Source organism: Pontibacter harenae (assembly GCF_020907245.1).
In the GTDB taxonomy this organism is placed as follows: domain Bacteria; phylum Bacteroidota; class Bacteroidia; order Cytophagales; family Hymenobacteraceae; genus Pontibacter; species Pontibacter harenae.
Genome location: NZ_JAJJWH010000026.1, coordinates 14,560 through 33,774, shown reverse-complemented (window position 1 = coordinate 33,774; position 19,215 = coordinate 14,560). Strand labels below are relative to the sequence as shown.

General features: G+C 46.1%; 12 protein-coding genes, 1 tRNA gene and 1 pseudogene. 8 read left to right on the top strand and 6 right to left on the bottom strand.

Translation table 11 applies throughout. From position 1 onward, the window contains the following. Nucleotides 1–44: 44 nt before the first annotated feature. Nucleotides 45–422: a hypothetical protein gene (locus LN893_RS13480; RefSeq protein ID WP_229970883.1), complete on the top strand. Its 378-nt coding sequence runs from the start codon at nucleotides 45–47 to the stop codon at nucleotides 420–422. Between the two features lie 207 nt (nucleotides 423–629). Then, nucleotides 630–2,027 carry a sigma-54-dependent transcriptional regulator gene (locus LN893_RS13475; protein ID WP_229970882.1) on the top strand — a complete coding sequence of 466 codons (1,398 nt, stop codon included), beginning with the start codon at nucleotides 630–632 and terminating at the stop codon, nucleotides 2,025–2,027. Nucleotides 2,028–2,034: 7 nt separating this feature from the next. Here LN893_RS13475 and LN893_RS13470 read toward each other — a convergent pair whose 3' ends face one another. After that, on the bottom strand, nucleotides 2,035–4,647 hold the full coding sequence (locus tag LN893_RS13470) for an ATP-binding protein (RefSeq protein WP_229970881.1): 2,613 nt from the start codon (nucleotides 4,645–4,647) through the stop codon (nucleotides 2,035–2,037). Between the two features lie 1,055 nt (nucleotides 4,648–5,702). Here LN893_RS13470 and LN893_RS13465 point away from each other — a divergent pair. After that, nucleotides 5,703–7,286, top strand: coding sequence for a flavin monoamine oxidase family protein (locus LN893_RS13465; protein ID WP_229970879.1), 1,584 nt, complete (start codon nucleotides 5,703–5,705; stop codon nucleotides 7,284–7,286). A gap of 145 nt (nucleotides 7,287–7,431) precedes the next feature. After that, nucleotides 7,432–8,589 (top strand): pyridoxal phosphate-dependent aminotransferase, encoded by a 1,158-nt coding sequence (locus LN893_RS13460; RefSeq protein WP_229970877.1) that lies wholly within the window; start codon nucleotides 7,432–7,434, stop codon nucleotides 8,587–8,589. 450 nt (nucleotides 8,590–9,039) lie between these two features. Here the strand turns inward: LN893_RS13460 and LN893_RS13455 are convergent, their stop codons facing one another. After that, nucleotides 9,040–10,047 (bottom strand): Hint domain-containing protein, encoded by a 1,008-nt coding sequence (locus LN893_RS13455; RefSeq protein WP_229970875.1) that lies wholly within the window; start codon nucleotides 10,045–10,047, stop codon nucleotides 9,040–9,042. A gap of 506 nt (nucleotides 10,048–10,553) precedes the next feature. Here LN893_RS13455 and LN893_RS13450 point away from each other — a divergent pair. The 3 genes from LN893_RS13450 to LN893_RS13440 are packed head-to-tail and all read left to right on the top strand — an operon-like array spanning nucleotide 10,554 to nucleotide 15,709. Beyond that, entirely contained in the window at nucleotides 10,554–13,712 is a 3,159-nt protein-coding gene (locus tag LN893_RS13450; protein ID WP_229970873.1) for a SusC/RagA family TonB-linked outer membrane protein, read from the top strand. Nucleotides 13,713–13,750: 38 nt separating this feature from the next. Beyond that, nucleotides 13,751–15,223, top strand: a complete 1,473-nt coding sequence (locus LN893_RS13445; RefSeq protein WP_229970871.1) for a SusD/RagB family nutrient-binding outer membrane lipoprotein — start codon at nucleotides 13,751–13,753, stop codon at nucleotides 15,221–15,223. Nucleotides 15,224–15,268: 45 nt separating this feature from the next. After that, nucleotides 15,269–15,709, top strand: coding sequence for a hypothetical protein (locus LN893_RS13440; protein WP_229970869.1), 441 nt, complete (start codon nucleotides 15,269–15,271; stop codon nucleotides 15,707–15,709). Between the two features lie 315 nt (nucleotides 15,710–16,024). Here LN893_RS13440 and LN893_RS13435 read toward each other — a convergent pair. From LN893_RS13435 to hscB, 4 genes and pseudogenes are all read right to left on the bottom strand, one after another. Next, nucleotides 16,025–16,195 (bottom strand): annotated as a pseudogene (locus tag LN893_RS13435) (IS5-like element ISDds9 family transposase); the annotation flags it as partial. Between the two features lie 342 nt (nucleotides 16,196–16,537). Further along, the gene (locus LN893_RS13430; RefSeq protein ID WP_229970866.1) at nucleotides 16,538–17,110 is read right to left on the bottom strand and encodes a GNAT family N-acetyltransferase; all 573 of its coding nucleotides are present in this window, start codon (nucleotides 17,108–17,110) and stop codon (nucleotides 16,538–16,540) included. 499 nt (nucleotides 17,111–17,609) lie between these two features. Further along, nucleotides 17,610–17,693 (bottom strand) — tRNA-Leu (locus LN893_RS13425). A gap of 23 nt (nucleotides 17,694–17,716) precedes the next feature. After that, a complete protein-coding gene (gene hscB, locus LN893_RS13420; RefSeq protein WP_229970864.1) occupies nucleotides 17,717–18,250 on the bottom strand; it encodes a Fe-S protein assembly co-chaperone HscB in 534 nt (177 codons plus the stop codon). A 231-nt stretch (nucleotides 18,251–18,481) separates the two neighbouring features. Here hscB and LN893_RS13415 point away from each other — a divergent pair, with 231 nt between their 5' ends. Beyond that, complete coding sequence (locus LN893_RS13415) at nucleotides 18,482–19,126, top strand: LuxR C-terminal-related transcriptional regulator (protein WP_229970863.1); 645 nt, start codon at nucleotides 18,482–18,484, stop codon at nucleotides 19,124–19,126. Nucleotides 19,127–19,215: the final 89 nt, after the last annotated feature.

Genomic DNA, 19,215 nt, shown 5'->3' with positions numbered 1-19,215 from the left:
AAATTATTTTTTAGAACTTAATTCTTAAACCTAAAAAGACTCAAATGAAAAAGATAACTGTTTTAGCCGCCGCATTCGCATTTTTCGGATTAGTATCTGTAGACGCAAACGCACAAACACAATCAGAAACTCAAACTACACAGTCTACTCAGCAGCAGCAGGCTGGTGATGAGAAAAAAGAAAAAATTACGCAGCAAGAGCTTCCACAGCCAGTGCAGCAGGCTTTAACCAGCGAAAGCTTCAAAGACTGGACCGTGAGCGAAGTATACAAAGTTGGTCCTGATGCTGCCACAGCAGGTGCTAAGCCAACTTACGAAGTGTTCTTCACTAATGCTGAGCAGAAAAAAGCCAAAATCCGCTTGGATGAAGAAGGTAACGTTGTCGCAAGCAAAGACAAGGAAACAACTACAGTGAACGAATAAGTAGATTTTCCTACATAAAAACAAAGGCCCCTGCCATGGCAGGGGCCTTTGTTTTTATGTAGGATTTATATGTTATCCCTATAGGTCATCGTTCTTATCTTGCGGTGTATACTTTGCTTGGAGCTGTTGCTCTTGTGCGGTCACTGGAAATCAAGTTGCTGAAAGCTTTCCTTTTGCTCACAAACTGCGTATACTTCCTTCTGAATTATGCCACGGATACTTTTAATAGACGACGACCCTACTTTCTGCCTGATGCTGAGCACCTTTCTGCAGCGGCAACAGTTTTCAGTACAGACTGCCTATACTGCCAACGAGGGTATTGAGCTGCTGAAAAAAGAAACCTTTGACCTGGTGCTGACCGATTTTCGCCTACCTGATAAAGATGGGCTGGAGCTGCTCAGCCAAGTAAGGGTGCTTTCTGCCAACGTGCCCGTTATCCTGATGACGCACTATGCCGATATCCGCACAGCGGTGAGGGCCATTAAGATGGGCGCTTTCGAATATCTCACCAAACCCATCAACCCAGACGAAACGCTCCTGACGATAAAGCGAGCCCTTTCTGGTAAAGACGCTGAAGCTCCTGAAAATGCTGCGGAAAAGCCTACAAGAGGATTCACTTTTGTACAGGGGAGCAGTGAGCAATCTGCAAAAATAGATGAGTACATTGCCCTGATTGCTCCCACCAACATGTCGGTGATAATAGAAGGGGAGAGTGGCACAGGCAAGGAATATGTTGCCCGTAAGATACACCTAAACAGCAAACGCAAGGATAAGCCTTTTGTAGCCATAGACTGTGGTGCACTTTCGAAAGAGCTGGCGGCTAGCGAGCTTTTCGGCTACATGAAAGGTGCTTTTACAGGAGCTATGGCTAACAAGGAAGGCCAGTTTGAGGCAGCTAACGGAGGTACTCTTTTTTTAGATGAGATTGGAAACCTGCCCTATGAAGTACAGGTGCAGTTGCTTCGAGCTATACAGGAGCGCAAAGTGAAAAAGATCGGCAGCACCACCGATTTAGAAGTTGATGTGCGCCTGTTGGCTGCTACCAACGAAGACTTGGTGCAGGCTGTAAGCCGAGGCGAGTTTAGGGAAGATCTGTACCATCGCCTGAACGAATTCAAGATAAACATTTTGCCGCTCCGCAACCGCACCACCGATATACCTTTGTTTGCAGAGCATTTTATGCACCAGGCAAACCACGAATTGGAGCGGCATGTAACAGGCTTCGATACCACCGTAGCGATAGCCCTGGAGAACTATAGCTGGCCTGGCAACCTGCGTGAACTGAAGAACGTGGTGAAACGGGCAGTGCTAATGGCAAAGGGTAATAAAGTAACTTTGGATGAGCTTCCTCCTGAGATTGCATCTGCCGCATCTGCACCATTAAGTGTGGCTGCTAGTGCTGCTGTCAATATCGCTGAGCCTTCGGCTGTACTAGCTCTGCCTGTTACCACAGATTTGCGCAGCGCCACCGAGCAGAGCGAGAAAGAACTTATACTGACCATGTTGGAGCGGGTGAGGTATAATAAGTCTAAAGCAGCACGCCTACTGAACATTGACCGCAAAACCTTATACAACAAGATAAAGCTCTATAACATAGATGCCTAGCGAAGGTTTATACTTCCAGTGGTTCTTCGGTCTGTAAAGCTGTTGCTTCTGCCTCTAAGGCACGTAGCACAGGTATAGCATGCTGCTGTAGTTGTGTAACTATGGCTTGCAGTGTTGCGGTTTCAGGCTGTGGCTGGTGCAGCAGTTGCTCCAGCCTGCTTAGAGCAGGAGTTATAGTGGAGGCTTGCAGGTGCTTGAAAGCTGTCTGCATTTTATGGGCAAGCGCACCTACCTGTTGCCAATCTTCAGCCTCGGCGGCTGCGCTTAAAAGCTCCAGGTTCTGGCGGTTATTCTGAACTAATACCTCTAATATAGCTGCCAATGCCTCGTTGCTGGCACCCGAAAAGCTCCTGATTTCCTCTAAACTGTACCGCGGCTCTTCTGCGGTAGTTTCTGTGGCTATAGTTGGTGTTGTTTCTTCGGCTATTGTTGTGTTCATACCTAAAGCGCTAACCAGCTTTTGGTACAGCTCCTGCTCCGAGAAGGGCTTTAACAGGAAACCAGATATGCCCGTATTGGCAAAAAAGCGGCTGTCGTTGCTCAAAATATTGGCCGTAAGCGCCAGGATAGGTACTGTTGCATTTCTTTTACGTATAGCTCTGGCCACTGCCTTGCCACTCATACCTGGTAGTTGCACATCGGTAAGTACAGCATCAACGCTAATACTTTCTTCTATGGCAAGTGCTTCAGGGCCCGAGCTGGCTAAGTATACTTCTGCGCCCCAACGTTTCAAAACAATTTCGCAGAGAGAGCGGCTGTAGGCATCGTCCTCTATCACCAGCACACGCTTGTGTTTTAGGGCTGCTGTAGTGGCTGAGAGAACCGTAGCAGACACTTCTTCTGGTATTTCTTTCTGCTGCGCTTCTTTAAGCGGCAATACTATACTAAATGTAGTGCCCTGGCCTGGGGTACTGCTTAAGGTAAGCTTGCCATGCTGCATTTCAACAAGCTGCTTACTAATAGCGAGGCCCAGACCCGTGCCACCGTACTTCCTGATAATGGTATCGTCGGCCTGGTTAAACTCCCCAAATATATGCTCTGCCTGCTCCATAGGAATACCGATGCCTGTATCCGTTACCTCCAGCGCTACTACCCGCTGTTTGCGCCGTTGCGTCTTTAGCTTGCACGTAAAAGTTACCTGTCCTTCGTTAGTGAATTTGATGGCGTTGTCCACTAGGTTGAACAGTACCTGTTTCAGGCGCATTGGGTCGCCGAGGAGTGGTTTGGTGAGGCGTGCATCTACCTCACATTTAAAGCGTATACCTTTCGACTGAGCTTTGAGCGCAAAAGCCTGCTCCAGTTCTGTTATCAGGCTCGGCAGACTGAATGGCTCTGAATTGATTTGTAATTTTCCTGCCTCTATTTTAGAAAGGTCGAGCACATCGTTTACAATGTGTAGCAGATGCTTGCCTGCGCTGTTAATGGCTTGCAGGTGTTCCTGCTGCGTAGCCTCCAACGGCGTATGCTGTAATTGCTCCGAAAAGCCGAGGACCACGTTAAGCGGTGTGCGAATTTCGTGACTCATGTTAGCTACAAAGGCTTCTTTGGCGCGCGCCAGCCGTACGGCCTCTTTCCTGGCTTTCACGAGTTGGGCCTTGTAGGCGTTGCTCCTGGTTATGTCGCGCAGAATAAGCAGGATAAAAGACACAATGCCTATCAGCCCCAGCATACCTACTACTAATAGCACTTTAGAGGTTTCGTTTACTACCTGCCTCGCCTGCGCCGAATTAAGTTCAGCCTGCTCTTTTTCGCTTTGCTCCAGTCCGTATATCATAGCCCGTATCTGGTCCATAATGCGCTGGTCCTGCTTTAAGAGTGCCAGTTCTTTCTCCATCAGTATTTCGTCGTGGCGCTCTGCTTCGTTGTTTATGTTCCGAAGTATAAGCTTTACATCCGCCACCTCCGCCACAGGCTGTGGGGCGGCTATAATGGCACTTGTGTCAGTTGAAGTCTCCTGCTTTACACTAACAGGCACTGCTGCAACAGGAGCGGGCTTCTCTTGCTTTTCCTCCGCTTCGCTGCGCTTGGAGAATATTCTGCTAAAGAGTCCGCGCCTGTTCTGCGGCTTCTCTTCAGGCTCCTTCTCAACCATAGCAGGCGGTTCTATTCCCGATATAGTGGTAGTGGTTTGTTGTTTTATGATGGTGGTGGTTGGCTGCTTTTTGGCAGATGAAGCAATCTGGCGCAGTGCTTTATCAGAGTAATCAAGGTTGCTCCGCTGCTTTTTCAGTTCCAGGTAACGCTCTATACTATACTTCTTGGTTTGAAGCAGGCTGTAAATAGAGTCGATGTGGCCTACATCGGCAGAACTGTTGCCTACCATGCAGCGCACCGTATCAATTTGGATGTCGATGGCATCAAGCGAGGCCAGGTAATTGTTGAAGTACTCCTCTTCGGAGGTAAGGGTGTAGGCTCTGATGGAGCTTTCGGCAGTGGCAATATCTGCTAAGATGTGTTGTAGCTTCGCCAGCTTATTGTTCGGTTGGGACAGCACCTCCACGGAACTTAGTAACTGTGTAAAGCTGGTGTAAAAAAGGAAGGCTGCTACTGCCACTACCGATAAAGCCAGGCCAAAACCCGCTATTACCTTTGCCTTTGTTTTCTCTCTGAATAACCTCATCTGCTTTTGTTTTTCAGCGTCTTTCAGAAGTGATATTGGCTGAGGTGTTTAATTAGTTCTTAAAGTGTAACGCTTCGTATACTTAAACATTTCTGTTTAGGCTGCTTTTCTGTATTATATTTTTCAGTGTAAATTATGTTGGCGGTGGGCTTCCATAGGGGATAGTTTGTTTTAAAAACTGTCAACTTTTTCCAAGACGGGACCGTTTTCTTATAAGATTTACACTTGGATTGAAGTACCAGATGGCAATCAATCACTATGAAGTTGTGTCACCTATTAGCGAAACAAGCTACTGATTATCAATGGATTGTTTCGATAATAGGTGCCCAAATCTGAACTTGCTGAGGTTTTTAACAATTGTCTTAGCTTTTGAATCTCTGTTTATAGTCTTAGGAGATGTTTGTTTATAGGATTAACTAAAAGTAAACATTTTTTAACTGTTATTCTGCCACCATTACTTTGTTGCTATACCAATCCAATCCTGCGGTAAAAGGTATGAGTTTAACTTTCAAACAGGATAATTAAAGCTCTATTTCACGTTACACTTGTTATGCCCCCAGCCTGCCATGAGGCTTGCGAAGTTTCTTTACTTTCTATGTTGTGCCAGCGCTGGATTTATAAGCATAAGAGGGCAAGCCTCCTATATTCTTTGACAAGCCGTTTTTTTGAGGTGCTTGGCAGGCAGAGGCATCAAGCCCCGTCGACTAAACCTCAGTATAAATGAACTTAAAGAAATTGACGCCTCCACTCTTGTGGCACCTTAGTCCATGAGCAAGCAGTTTCATAAAAAACTGCGTGGTTGTATTACTCTATCCCATTTTCTTCTACCGCCTAGGCGGTGCATTTTATACCGGCAAACAGCAACAGTGGCATTTTCTACAGAAGCGTATAGACTCATTTTAGATCATTTGGACCTGCTTGGTTTAATAATTGCAAATTTTTATTTTGTTTATAGATTATTTTGCATAAATTTCAAATAACAAACGGTAAAAATGGTAAGTTGTCAATCACTTTCCATTTGTTGTATTCTCAGCGAACTAAAAACACACTAGTTTATGGCAGGTATATCACGTCGTGACTTTATATCTAAAGCTTCTTTGGTAGCCGGTTCAAGCTATCCAGCCATGATGGCTCTAGGCCTTTTGAAAGCTGCACCCGCAGAAGCGTTTAACTTGGAGGGCAAAGGCACTGGAAAGCATGTTATCATTCTGGGAGCAGGTCTGGCTGGCATGACAGCTGCCTATGAATTGAAAAAGCTAGGCTATAAATGCACGATACTGGAGGCCAGGGAACGTTCTGGTGGGCGTATCTGGACGGTTAGAAAAAATACCAGAGAAACCGAGCTGGAAGGTGTGGAGCAGCGGGCAAACTTTGATGAGGGGATGTACTTTAACGCTGGTGCCGCCCGCATACCGCATCACCATGAACTCTCTATGCATTATTGCCGGGAATTAGGTGTGCAACTGGAGACCTACAACAACATAAACGAATCAGCCTTCATCTACAACGAGGGACAGGGTTCTCTGGCCAACAAGCGCATCCGGATACGGGAGATACACAACGACATGCGGGGCTACACCAGTGAGTTGCTTGCGAAGGCGGTAGACCAGGATGCACTGGATAAACCCATGACGGTTGAAGACAAAGAGATATTGATTGAGTACCTGCGCTCAGAGGGGGAGCTGAACCCAGACAAGCTTTACAAGGGAACACCCCGGCGCGGTTACATTACTCCGCCTGGTGCAGGCGACACTCCTGGTAAACTGGCAGATCCCTACGAGCTGTCGGAAATCATGCGGTCTGGTTTGATCGGCCATTCCTTCTATAACATCGGCGACTACATATACGAGCAGCAAATGACGATGCTGCAGCCTGTAGGCGGAATGGATATGATATCCAAGGCCTTAGAGCGCAAGGTGGGAAAGGATATTGAGTATAAAGCCGAAGTGCGCGAAATAAGAAAGACACCTGAAGGGGCGCGTATTGTGTATTCAGACAGTGCTGGCAAGGTAAAAGAAATCAAAGGCGATTACTGTATCTGCACCATACCGCTGCCTGTGCTCTCCAACATCCAGTCAGATTTTTCCTCCCCTGTTCTGCGCGCTATCGATAGTGTCTCCTATTACGAGGCTGGAAAGATCGGCTTACAGTTTAAGCGGCGGTTCTGGGAGGAAGACGACCATGTGTTTGGTGGCATTTCCCGCACAAATATGGACATTCACCAGATCTTCTACCCCTCCAATGATTTCCTGTCCAAAAAGGGCACGCTGGTAGGCTACTATAACTTTGGAGACAAGGCCATAAAGGTAGGTAACCTGCCGCACGCTGAGCGCGAGAAGCTGGCGCTGGAACAGGGAAGTAAGATCCACCCGCAGTACATGAAAGAGTTTGAAGCTTCCTTCTCCCTTGCCTGGCATAAAATACGGTACAGCCAGGGGGCTTTTGCCACCTACACGTCAGAAAGCAGAGAGCGGTTTTACCCAGCGCTTCTACAGCCTGATGGGCCTGTTTATTTTGCCGGGGAACACACGACCTACCTGACGGCATGGATGGCCGGGGCATTTGAGTCGGCAAGGCGATCTGTGCGAGAGCTGCATGAGCGGGTAATGAGCACACAGCAGGCACAGGTAAAGGGCTAAGTCATCACAAACACGGTGTATCCTGATTCCAGATACATTATAAAATCATCATTTACTCCCCACTGCTTGCTAGACAGGCCAATCCACTGTCACTCACAATCACAGAAACCTCAATTAATTAAATGAACCTTAAACTTTTACGAACATGGCAACAGAAATCAACAGAAGGGATTGGCTTAGGTCCAGTGCTCTGATCGCAGCCGGCTTGTGTGCAGCCGGTTTACCTAATTTTGCTAAAGCATCGCCCTCTTCCTTGCTTGTTCCTCCAAGAGCGGACAGTAACAGGATTCTGGCGGACCTTCCGAAGATGCAGGCAAGGCTTACTTCTAACGAAAATCCCTTTGGCCCCTCCGAAAAAGCCAAAAAGGCGTTGATGGAGGCCATCAATTCGGGTAACCGTTATCCGAGGGACAGCGTGATGGCACTGCGTGCCGCTATCGCAAAAGAGGAGGGGGTATCAGAAGACCATATCCTTTTGGGGGCAGGCTCAAGTGAACTACTTTTGGCTGCCGCCCTTAAGTATTCCAAAAAGGGGGGCTCTATTCTGTCTGCCGACCCTACCTATGCGTCCCTGGTGCGTTCCGCGGTGAATGTTGGTGCCGGTTGGGTGAAGGTACCCCTTACAAAGGATTTCGCCCACGACCTGGATGCCATGGCGAAGAAAGTGAACGATGACATCAGCCTCGTCTATATTGTCAATCCTAACAACCCTACAGCCACCATCACACCATCGGATAAGCTCCGCTCTTTCTGCGAATCGGTGTCGAAGCGCAAGCCCATTTTCATTGATGAGGCTTACATCGATTACGTAGCAGACCCAAAGGGACAGTCTATGGTAGACCTTGTGCAAAAAGGCCACAACGTGATTATAGCACGCACCTTCTCCAAGGTTCACGGCTTCGCGGGTTTGCGGGTGGGTTATGTGGTAGCCCAGCCTGAGATGGTGAAAGAACTTGGTTACTATACCAACGGTGCGGGTAATGTGAGCGCCACTTCGGCCAGCGCTGCCCTGGCGAGCCTGCAGGACAAGGAGTTTACAAAGTATTGTGTCCAGAAGAACCAGGAGGCCAAAGATTTCACTTACAGTATACTTAAAAAGGAAGGTTACACCGCCCTGCCCTCGCACACTAACTTTGTCATGTTCCCGCTTAAGATGAATGGCAGGAAGTTTACGGAGGAGATGCTTAAACGGGGCGTGGGGCTACGAAGCTGGGAGTTCTACGATCAGCAGTGGTGCCGGGTGAGCATGGGGACTATGGACGACATGAAGCTTTTTGCCGATGCTTTCAAGCAGTTGTCATAGCCTTGGCCTGACACGTTTATTTGGGTAGCTTCCTCCCTTTTACCTGTTTTAAGACATTCTGGGAGCAAATAGAAAGCCTTTCCGTATAATACGGAAAGGCTTTCTATTTGCTAAAACCTAATGAGCAGGGAAATGCGGTGTATGATTTTGCTGATATACAATTGTTGTTTTTGAGTAGTTGCTTACTTTGTGGCAGCTTTATAACATAGGGTTTACGATTGAGGCTGTCCTATTCGTTTAGCTTTGCGCTATCTTGGTCTAGGTCATATGTGTCCTGGGTTGGGTAGTAGCTTTTACCAATAAATAGCGGAGGGTAAGTTTTTTTGTGTTGACGACTTCATTGGCCTTGGTTGAAAGGATACTAAACCTAAAACACAGGGCCCCCTGGATGTTATTCCACCCAGGGGGCCCTGTGTTTTAGGTTTAGTATCCTTTCAGAATAGGATTATTTTACTTGTCCAACACCACTGTGCCGTTCACAAGGTAGTTGCCAGCCTCAGTCTCCAGGTTATATACCTGATTTATAAGTTGTTGTTCTTGCAGTACTTTCGCCACTACTCTGTACTCCCTGAACCCACGCATAGAGCTGTCGAAGTGGTAGAGAATGTCTCCTGCCTCTATTTGGCGCATCTCTTTCTTGCCGTCTTTTGTGTAGATAGGGTGGTTGCCGGTTGATTCGATTTCTATAGGGGTTGCCGGTGTCCAGGAATCGGCAGACGCAAATATCTCCTCGGTTGGCAGCAGCACAAGCTTTGTGATCTGGATACCTTCTTCTTTGTAGTGCGCCTGTACACCTGTTACAGTAGTCTGGCGAGTACCTCGGGAATTTACATCAAAGGCTACCACCTTATCACCGGCTTTCACCTGCTCAATTGGTTTGGCCGTTCCGTCGGCTAAGGCTACAAGCGCTCCACCCGGAAAGCAGAAGTCATAGTCATCGTTTTCCTTTGCCACTGTGCTGCCTTTGCCTGCATTGGCGTGCTCATGGGAGTATTCTCTGGAAAGAACAAACGCCAGTGTCGATAGAAAGCCTTTTTCCTGCTCCCCGTTAAGCTTTAACTCATCTATATAATAGTCCCAAACCTTTTTGTCTGCACCCGCTCCAGGGATGCACACCTTGATGGTTTTGCCGCTCTTTGGCGCAGCATACATCGCCATGGTGCCGACCTCGTCTCTGTTCGCTCCTTTTAGCATCTTATAGACATAGATCTTTCTTTCGACCCCGTCGCTGTAGTTGAATACATAGGGCTTTGCCTCCCGGTCCAGTATATAAGTGCTCTCAAACTTGATGTAAGTGTCTTCCTCCGGACTCTCTATTTTAAAGGAGGTGTATTTCTTATAGTCTTCCACCGTAAGTGAGGCCGGTCCGTTCTGTCCGTAGCTGTTGAAAGCAGCTACGGTTATGAATCCTATGACTAAAAGACAAAGACGAGCTGCATAGTTCTGTTTAGATTTCATAAATATAAAATAATTTAGATTTTGGTTGTTTGGTATCATGTCGATTTCCTTTGTGTATCTGATAAGTCTTTATTTGAATTTATATCAAGTATAATCAAAAATTATATAAGATACTTAAAAAAGGGTATAAAAATTAAGGGGGGTATATTAGCAAGGTCTATTTTATTTTTATTTACAGGTATATTTTAAGGGGGGGTAAGGTTTAATGGTGTGTGGTAGTAAGTGGTTACTTACAGTGCGATCTTGTTTTTTGTTTTTATTAACACATTCTAAATCAAAAACTGTTTAAGTGCGGTATTATTAATAAATACATACTTATTTTAAAAATATTTTAAACACAAGCTTGCGTTTCTTGTTTTGATACATTAATATTGATAAAACACACACTACTACAGTCAACTGATATATTATTGTATAATATAAATACTGTTGGCTGGGCTCCACCGTTCCTGTGGGCATTTTGCCTCTGCTTTCCTTCTTATTTTCACTTTAAATTTTAATAAATCATGAACAAAACTTTACTAGCAGTAATGGTTATATGGCTACTGCATAGCAGCTATGCAGTAGCTCAAAGCCGGACGATTTCTGGAACGGTGATCTCTCAGGAAGATGACTTACCGCTTCCTGGGGTAAGTATTGTGCTTAAGGGAACCACCAAAGGAACTGTCACTGGTTTGGAAGGTAATTTCAGCCTTTCAGTTCCTGAAGAGGGGGGTATACTCGTCTTCTCTTTCATTGGTATGATGGCACAGGAGGTGCCTATAGGCAACCAAGCCAGCTATGATATTGTAATGTCGCCTGATTCAAAACAGCTTTCAGAAGTAGTGGTAACTGCTTTGGGTATCAAAAGGGAGAAGAAAGCCCTAGGATATACAGTGCAGGAACTAGGCGGGGAAAAACTAACCGAGGTAAAAACATCCAATGTGGTCAATAACCTGTCGGGCCGGGTGGCTGGGGTGCAGGTTAGCAGCAACGGAGGGCCTGGTAGCAGCTCCAACATCACTATCCGAGGCATGGGCTCCGTTAGCCGCAACAACCAACCGCTGGTGGTGGTAGACGGTGTCCCGCTTCAGCAGTCCAATGATAATCGGTACGGAGGCGGCATTTCGGAAATCAACCCAGACAACATCGCTTCCATGTCTATATTGAAAGGACCAAACGCCGCTGCCCTATACGGTTCGCGGGCTGCCAACGGTGTTATTCTGGTGACAACTAAAAACGGATCGGGCACCAAGGGAATAGGTGTTGAGTTAAGCTCCAGTGCCACTTTTGAAAGACCATTGGTGAAGCCAGGCTTTCAGGATATTTACGGCGGGGGCAACGGCTACCGCACCTGGTACAACAATGGTCGAAGCGGTTCTATAACAGATCCTTCAGAGGTTGAGCAGTATCGTGCTGCCTACGGTCCCAATGCTCCCCTAAGCGGTACGGCTGGTACGGATGAAAGCTGGGGTGCTCCTATGGATGGTCGCCTTGTGCGGCAGTGGTGGACTGGAACAGACGTGGCACCTTTGACACCGCAGCCGAATAACTGGGAGGAATATTGGGAAACTGGCCAGACTTTTTTCAATTCGATAGCACTTACTGGAGGCAATGATAAGGGTAGCTTCCGCTTGTCTATTGGTCACTTAGACCAGAAAGGTATTATGTATAACAACGATTTCAAGCGCAATAACTTTAACATCAACTCATCCTACAACCTTACACCGAAGCTGAAAGCAGTCGTAAGTGGCGAATATGTGGAGTCTGGATCAGGCAATCGCTCTTATCAATCGGGGCAGCAGTTTATCTGGTCGCACAGGCATGTGTCCTGGGGGCGTTTAAAGGACTGGCGTGATTACGAGGATGTGCATATCCAACGGCCAGGCGATAACCTGCCTCCCAACTGGCAGCACACTTTTTTCTCAAACCCTTTCTTTATACAGGATGCACTGACCAATGGCAACGACAAGGACAGGCTACGGGGAAATGCCTCTTTAACCTATGACTTTACTGATAGGCTGAGTCTCATGGTAAGAAGCGGAACCGACTTCTGGACCGACACCCGTATCAATGTGAACGCCTGGGAGCGGATGTCGAACGGTAATCCCTTATTTGGGGCCTACAGCGAAGAAGTGCTCCGAAACCAAGAAACAAACCATGATGCAATCTTGAGCTATAAGCAGGACTTTACACCTGATTTTTCTTTTAATGCACAGGCAGGAGGCGTTTACCGCAATAACTACTATAAGCGCAATTATGCTGCAGTAACGCGGTTGGTAATTGATGGCTTGTATACGCTGAACAATAACGCTGTTCCGAACAGTAACCAGAGTGCCATAGAAGAGCTAAATGTTCAAAGCCTTTTTGGAGCAGCTCAGTTTAGTTTCCGTGATGCTCTGTTCCTGGATGTGACTGGTCGCAACGATTGGTCCAGTACGCTTCCTGCAAGCAACAACTCCTTCTTCTATCCGTCTGTCTCGATGAGCGCAGTCGTAACAGATCTGCTAAACCTGCACAGCAACATCTTTTCTTTTGCCAAAGTAAGGGGCAGTTGGGCACAGGTTGGTAACGATGCGGATCCTTATCAACTCTATCAGCTCTATAATGCCAGTACTCCCTGGAACGGTTCTTTGCCTGCGTTCGGCGAGAGCACAGACATCAACAATGCAAACCTGAAGCCTGAGATTACAACAGGCACGGAATTAGGGCTAGACGTACGCTTCTTGAATGGAAGAATCGCTTTGGATGCCACCTACTACAGCCAAAGCACTGAAGACCAGATTCTGGGGGTAGAAATATCCAAGGCAAGCGGTTATAACCGTCGTTTCCTGAATGCAGGAGAAGTAACAAACAAAGGGGTAGAGGTGATGCTGAGTGGAACACCCGTTATGCTAGGCAACGGATTCCAGTGGGAGGTTTCTGTCAACTATGCACGCAATCGAAGCCATGTAGTAGAACTAGCCGAAGGCCTAACCACCTATACCCTCCATGCTACCCGTGGTATGTCGCTTGAGGCGCGAGTAGGGCAGCCTTACGGCACTTTCTATGGTACGGCCTTTCAAAGATCGCCCGAGGGTGAAATCGTTTACAAAAACGGCCTGCCGCAGGTGGCCACGGGGCAACAAGTATTGGGTAACATTCAGCCAGATTGGATAGGTGGCATGTCGAATACGCTTTCCTTCAAAGGTATTACCTTGAGTGCTTTGATTGATGTCAAAAAAGGCGGAGACATCTTTGATGAAGGAACTGGTACCGCCCGTTGGACAGGCCAGTATGCCGAAACAGCAGTAGGACGCGAGGAAGGCGTCATCGGAAAAGGTGTGAAAAACATAGGATCAGATGAGGACCCTATGTATGTGCCCAACGATGTTATTGCAGATGCGAAGCTTTTCTACAGCTATAACAATCCGCGGACATATCATGAGTCGGCTATCATCGATGCCTCTTATGTGAAGTTGCGGGAAGTTAGCTTAGGTTATGAGATACCGGCTTTCCTGACAAGCAAAATCAAAGCACAGTCTGCTAGAATATCATTTGTAGGCAGGAACCTGGCTATTCTCTTCAAAAACAACCCACACATCGATCCAGAAATAGACTCTCAAGGTGGCAATGCTCAGGGCTTTACCTATGGTCAGCTGCCAAACAGCAGAAGTATGGGGGTTAACCTGGATGTAAGGTTCTAATTAAATTCTCATTTATTTTTCTCAATAGGATTAACCATATGAAAATATATAAAGGCAAATTGATCAAAGCATTATACATCACAGCTGGGGTTTTGATGGCTAGCGCCTGCACGGAAGGCTTCGAGGAAATGAACGTTAGCCCGAACCAGCCGAATACGGTAAGCTCGGCGGTGCTCCTGCCCGCCGGGATAGAATCGAGTGTAGACCGTTACTGGGGACACCGCTCTCGCTTTGAGCGCATCAACTTGGATGGCGGAATGCTATGGGTGCAGTACCTGGCCCGTAACATCTATTCAGACGAGGGCGACAACTACAACATGAGCCCCGCCTACTATACAAATAACTGGAAAGGCTTTTACAACGATGCCCTGCTCAACTTTCAGCGGATCGTGGTTCAGTCTGGTCCGGAAGGGAGAAATCCGAATGTCAATTACGAAGGCGTTGGCCTGGTGATGCGCTCCTGGACTTTTTCTGTGCTAACGGATTTATACGGGGCTATCCCTTACAGCGAGGCCCTACAGGGTACCGCAGAAAGCCCTATTTACACTCCTGCATATGATTCGCAGGAAGCTGTGTATGCCGGTTTGCTGAACGACCTGAAACTGGCCAACGAAAAATTAGTGGTGGGTGGTCCGGCCATAAACGGTGATATTCTGTTTGGAGGCGACATTCTTAAATGGAAAAAATTTGCCAACTCCCTGCGGCTGAAGTTAGCCAACCGGCAGGCGGCCAAAAAGCCAACAGAGTCTCGTGCTGTGATGGCGGAGATATTGGGCGACCCAGCAACTTATCCCATTTTTGAAAGTAACAGCGACATAGTTGCGCTTCAGCACTCCAGTGTTAGGCCGAGTAATAACGAATGGCACGAGGTAATGATTCAGGGAGGTCGTACAGACTGGAACCTAAGCAAGACATTGGTTGACAGGCTGCAGGCCCTGAAGGATCCTCGGCTTGCTGTTTATGGGCAAGCAGTGGATGGCCAGTACATTGGCGTGCCCAACGGGTTGCCAGACGCCATCGCGACAACTTACCTCGCGAGTAGTGCGAAGTTAGGTACTTATTTTATGGAACCAACTACCCCCAGTGTCGTGATGACTTATTCAGAGTTGTTGTTTGTGCTGGCTGAAGCCGCACTGGATGGTGATGTTTCTGGTGATGCCCAAAGCTACTATGAGCAAGCCATTGCAGCCTCTTTTGCTCAATATAATTTAGAGATGCCTGACGACTACTTGGCTACAGCAGGTCTTGCAACAAAAGAGAACATCATGACCCAGAAATGGATTGCCATATTTGGTCAGGGCGTAGAGGCTTGGACCGAATACCGCCGTACAGGTTACCCAGTATTACCAGCTCCAGACTCAAGGGCTATCTTCATGAATGATGGTGTGCTGCCAACACGGTTGCAGTATCCTGGTTCAGAGTATTCTCTGAATGCTACGCAGCTTGAAGCAGGCATCGCATTGAACGGTGGCGCAGACGACAAAAAAACCGAGATGTGGTGGACTGAGTAAGGAGCAAAGCATCCAGAGTAGTTTAACATTTTAAATTCAAAAGAGATGAAAATTAAATATACTAGTAGAGTACTTCTCACGCTGTTTTCCCTGTGCTTTTTCCTGACAAGTTGTGAAAAAGAGGAAGATATGGTGATTGACCGGGTAGAGTCCCCTGTGTTGGTTCTTATAGAAGGAACATCTTTCCAGGCGAGTGAGTCAGTAAATATCACAACCACTGTTTATGAGCTCGATAAAAGCGGGATACTGGATCATACAGTGGGAGTTGACTCTATTCCTGTCTCCAATCTTGCTCTCAAAATCAAAGCCAACGGAATGGATATGGGCACTTTAACCACGGATGCCTCAGGAAAAGTAAACCTGACAAAAACCTGGGCCGAATTAGGCTTTTCAAGTCCCCAAAAAGGGAATGCTGCTCAGTTAGAGTGGTCTGGAAGCTATAAGGGGCAGGCCTTTACAAAACTGTCGCAGGTGCAGGTAAAGTAAGGCGTATAAAGGCGATAGAATTTTCTTCTTAAATAAAGAGTAAACAGCACTGGCACCCTTTATGGGTGCCAGTGCTGTTTTACGGAGTAACAGTACAGCAAGGGTAGCGTAAGCCTTCGCTCCCATGTTAGTTTCGGGTAATTTTCCATGGAGTACACAGTGACAGATGAAACGGACAAGACCTTGGCTTTGAGGCACTGCTGACAATAATCCCTTGCATAAGCTTTCTTCTTGCACGATTCATCGAATACACACTTATTCAAGTTAAAGTTAACGGTATATACAAACTGCCTGTTTTTCTCACGAAAAGCTATCTTAAAAATACCTAAGCAGGGTTTTCATGCAAGCCAGGAAATTTTCTGCTTTATATTCGTGCCTTACCATGGCTCTTCTGAAGTTGAAGAGCCAAGCAGAGAGTCTCTCTACTTTCCATCTTCTTTTGTATCGTCTGAGCTTTCATCCATCCTGCGTCTTTTTCATTTTTCTGTTCCTCGGTGTGGGGCGATCATCTCCACGCTCTTTTTTTAGCTTCTTATTCAGGGGATTGAAGGCTTACGTGGCCGTGCAGCGAAAACTGCTCATTCTCATCTAGGCACTTAGGTGGAAGGATGAAGCTTATGTCCCAAGTTTCGGGCAGAAAGAGGAAAAGTCTTCTGGTAATGAAGAGCCGAAGCCTCTCTTTCCGCTTAGCTCCGAAGGAGGCAGAAAAGAAGTAGCCCCAGCTATTGCCAGGGCTACACATGATAAACTTCCGTACATCGAATCGCCTGAAGCTCTCTTTTCGCTTATGTCTAGTTAATGAAATAACCCTATACTTTCACTTGATTTTTAAGACAGTGCCTCGATTGTGCTGAGTGTTCTTTTATCAGTTTCAACTATGGCATATTCAAAACTGTCTGACCAGCCTACCTTCAGAGGTAATACCTGCCTTTTTCTTCCCTCTCTTATCATGCCTACTTTTTCAAGTACTTTGATGGAGCCAATGTTGTCTACTGCACAGCCTGCTTCTATTCTATGTAGTTTCTGGTACTCAAATCCAAAGTCAAGTATCTTATTTAAAGCTTCTGTTCCTAGCCCTTTGCCCCAATAGTCAGAATGCAGTTTATACCAAACTTCACCTCTTCTGTACTTGTAGTTTCCTAGTTTCAATGCAATTAAGCCTATAAACTGACTTGTTATAATTTGTTCTATGGCAAAGGTATAGTTCTTTATCTTTTGCTGCTGGTTGTCAAAAATCCAAGGCCTAATAATTGATTCAGTTTCGTCTATGTTTTCAGGAATTCCTAAAGTGTTATACTTATCTGTTTCTGGTAATATATGAAGATTATGAATTGCTTCTAAATCAGATAAATCTATAAGCCTAAGCTTTAATCTTTCGGAATATAACTCTGTTTTATTCATAACTTGATATTAAGGACAACAGCCACGTGCATGTGGAGCCTGAAGCATTAGCGAAGGTTACTTATGCATTGCGCGCGCCCAGTATGGCGCGAGTATTATTTCCTATGAAATATACTCAGATTATCCAGATGGCGCAAGTCCGTTATCGGCATTTGGTAAAGCCAATAAGCAAGCTGTTGCTTCGCGAGGAGTGCAGTGAAGACGCCCGAGTATAGGAGTGCGAAGAGAGCGCACGTCGGGTAGGACTGAAAATACCTAAACTGACGAATATTCTTCTTGAAAACGAGAGTGCACGTAGTGCTGCAAAAGACGATGTACTGATTAGGAAGACTTTGATTTCTTCATGGTAATTCGCTTTTGGTTCTACACGATTATTGCCCGTTTTCTCTACTTTACACTGGTCTGGTTTTTCGGGGGAGGTCAAAAACTAAATTCCGTCCCCCAAATCAAAAAAAGCCTTGTAAATATCTGATTTACAAGGCTTTTTACTAACTTAATGTACCCAGAGCCGGAGTCGAACCGGCACGAGTGTAACCTCATTGGTGTTTGAGACCAACGCGTCTACCAATTCCGCCATCTGGGCATGTTGCTGTTCCTGAACGGCTATCAGGAACGTGCTGCAAACTTAGATAATGTTTCCTGAATTCGCAACAGATATTTTTTCTTCAAATAGTAGGTTTTTACCTGTTGTAGGGCTTCATCTTTGGTAACTCCGTGTAACTCAGGGTATCGCTGCAACACAGGCAAAATATCATTTTCTAATTCCGCTACTACACCTGCACTTTTAGCGCCAATTTCTTTCAGTTTATCCGCGTCAAAATCGAATTCCAGCTCCATTAGCTCCTCGTTTAGCTCCATCATCTCCATTAAAAATGCAGGAGGTAACTCGTTTTTTCCTCCTTCTTCCAAAAGTCCGTGCTCTTTTAAAATGTACTGCATGCGCAAGTCGGAGTCGGAGAGGGTACGGTAGGCGTTGGTGTTTAGGGTAGATAACTGCAAAATCTCCTGCTGTCTTTCCTGACCTTCGTTGGCGAAAAAGTCGGGGTGGTATTCACGGCTCAACTGATAGTACTTACTCTTGATTGCTTTTTCGTCTGCCAGAAAGCTTTCAGGTATATTATAAAGATCGAAGTAGTTCATTTTAATTTCTCTAGGCCCTGTTTAAGTGACTTATACATGCAAAGGTACAGTAAAAGCGGTTCTATTGTTTTATCGCTCTCGAAACTGTGGCAAAGACCAAGTCAAGCGCATGTATATTTAAGCAACAGTAATGCTTTATAACTTCCATATTTTAGTTATTTAGAAAAAATCTAAATAGATTTGCGTATACACATTTCGATAACTACACTTTACTAGCTACTGTAGCTTCTAATGAAAAACATAACTGTGCTTATAGCCGAGGCCAATCTCCTGATTAGAAGGGGGCTGTATGCCTTATTGGTGGCGCAGGAAGGTATAGAAGTAGTAGGGGAGGCTGAGTCTGCTTCTGAATTACTGTCGCTGGCTCAGGAACTACATCCTGATGTGATTACGATAGACTGTACTTCTCTGGAGAAATTCTGTGTGCAGGATGTGGTGGCACTAAAACAGACGACACCACAGAGCAATATTTTGGCTGTAACCACAGATGCTGAGAAACCAACGGTGCTGGAAGCCTTGAAAAGTGGTGTGAGTAGCTACCTTTTAAAAGAGTGTGGCGAGCAGGAGTTGGTAAATGCTGTAAGAGCTACTGCCAAGGGAGAGAAGTTTATGTGTAATAAGGTGTTGGAGGTAATTTTGGCTGATTCCGCTTCTCCTGAACCTGTTCCAGAAGTATTAAACCTCAGCCCGCGTGAAATTGAGATTGTTCAGTTAATTGCAGATGGCAAGTCTACGGTCGAGATTGCCGAAACACTTTTCCTGAGTCACCACACCATTAACTCGCACCGTAAAAACATTCTGCGCAAACTCCAGATCAAATCACCTGCCGAACTTATTGTGAAAGCATTGGATCTAGGGATTGTAAAACTGCACTAGTACTGCACTTTGCATAAAACATACTAACTGTAAAAGCTATAAAAGTAGAAGGGAGGCAAAACTATAGGTTTTGCCTCCCTTCTACTTTT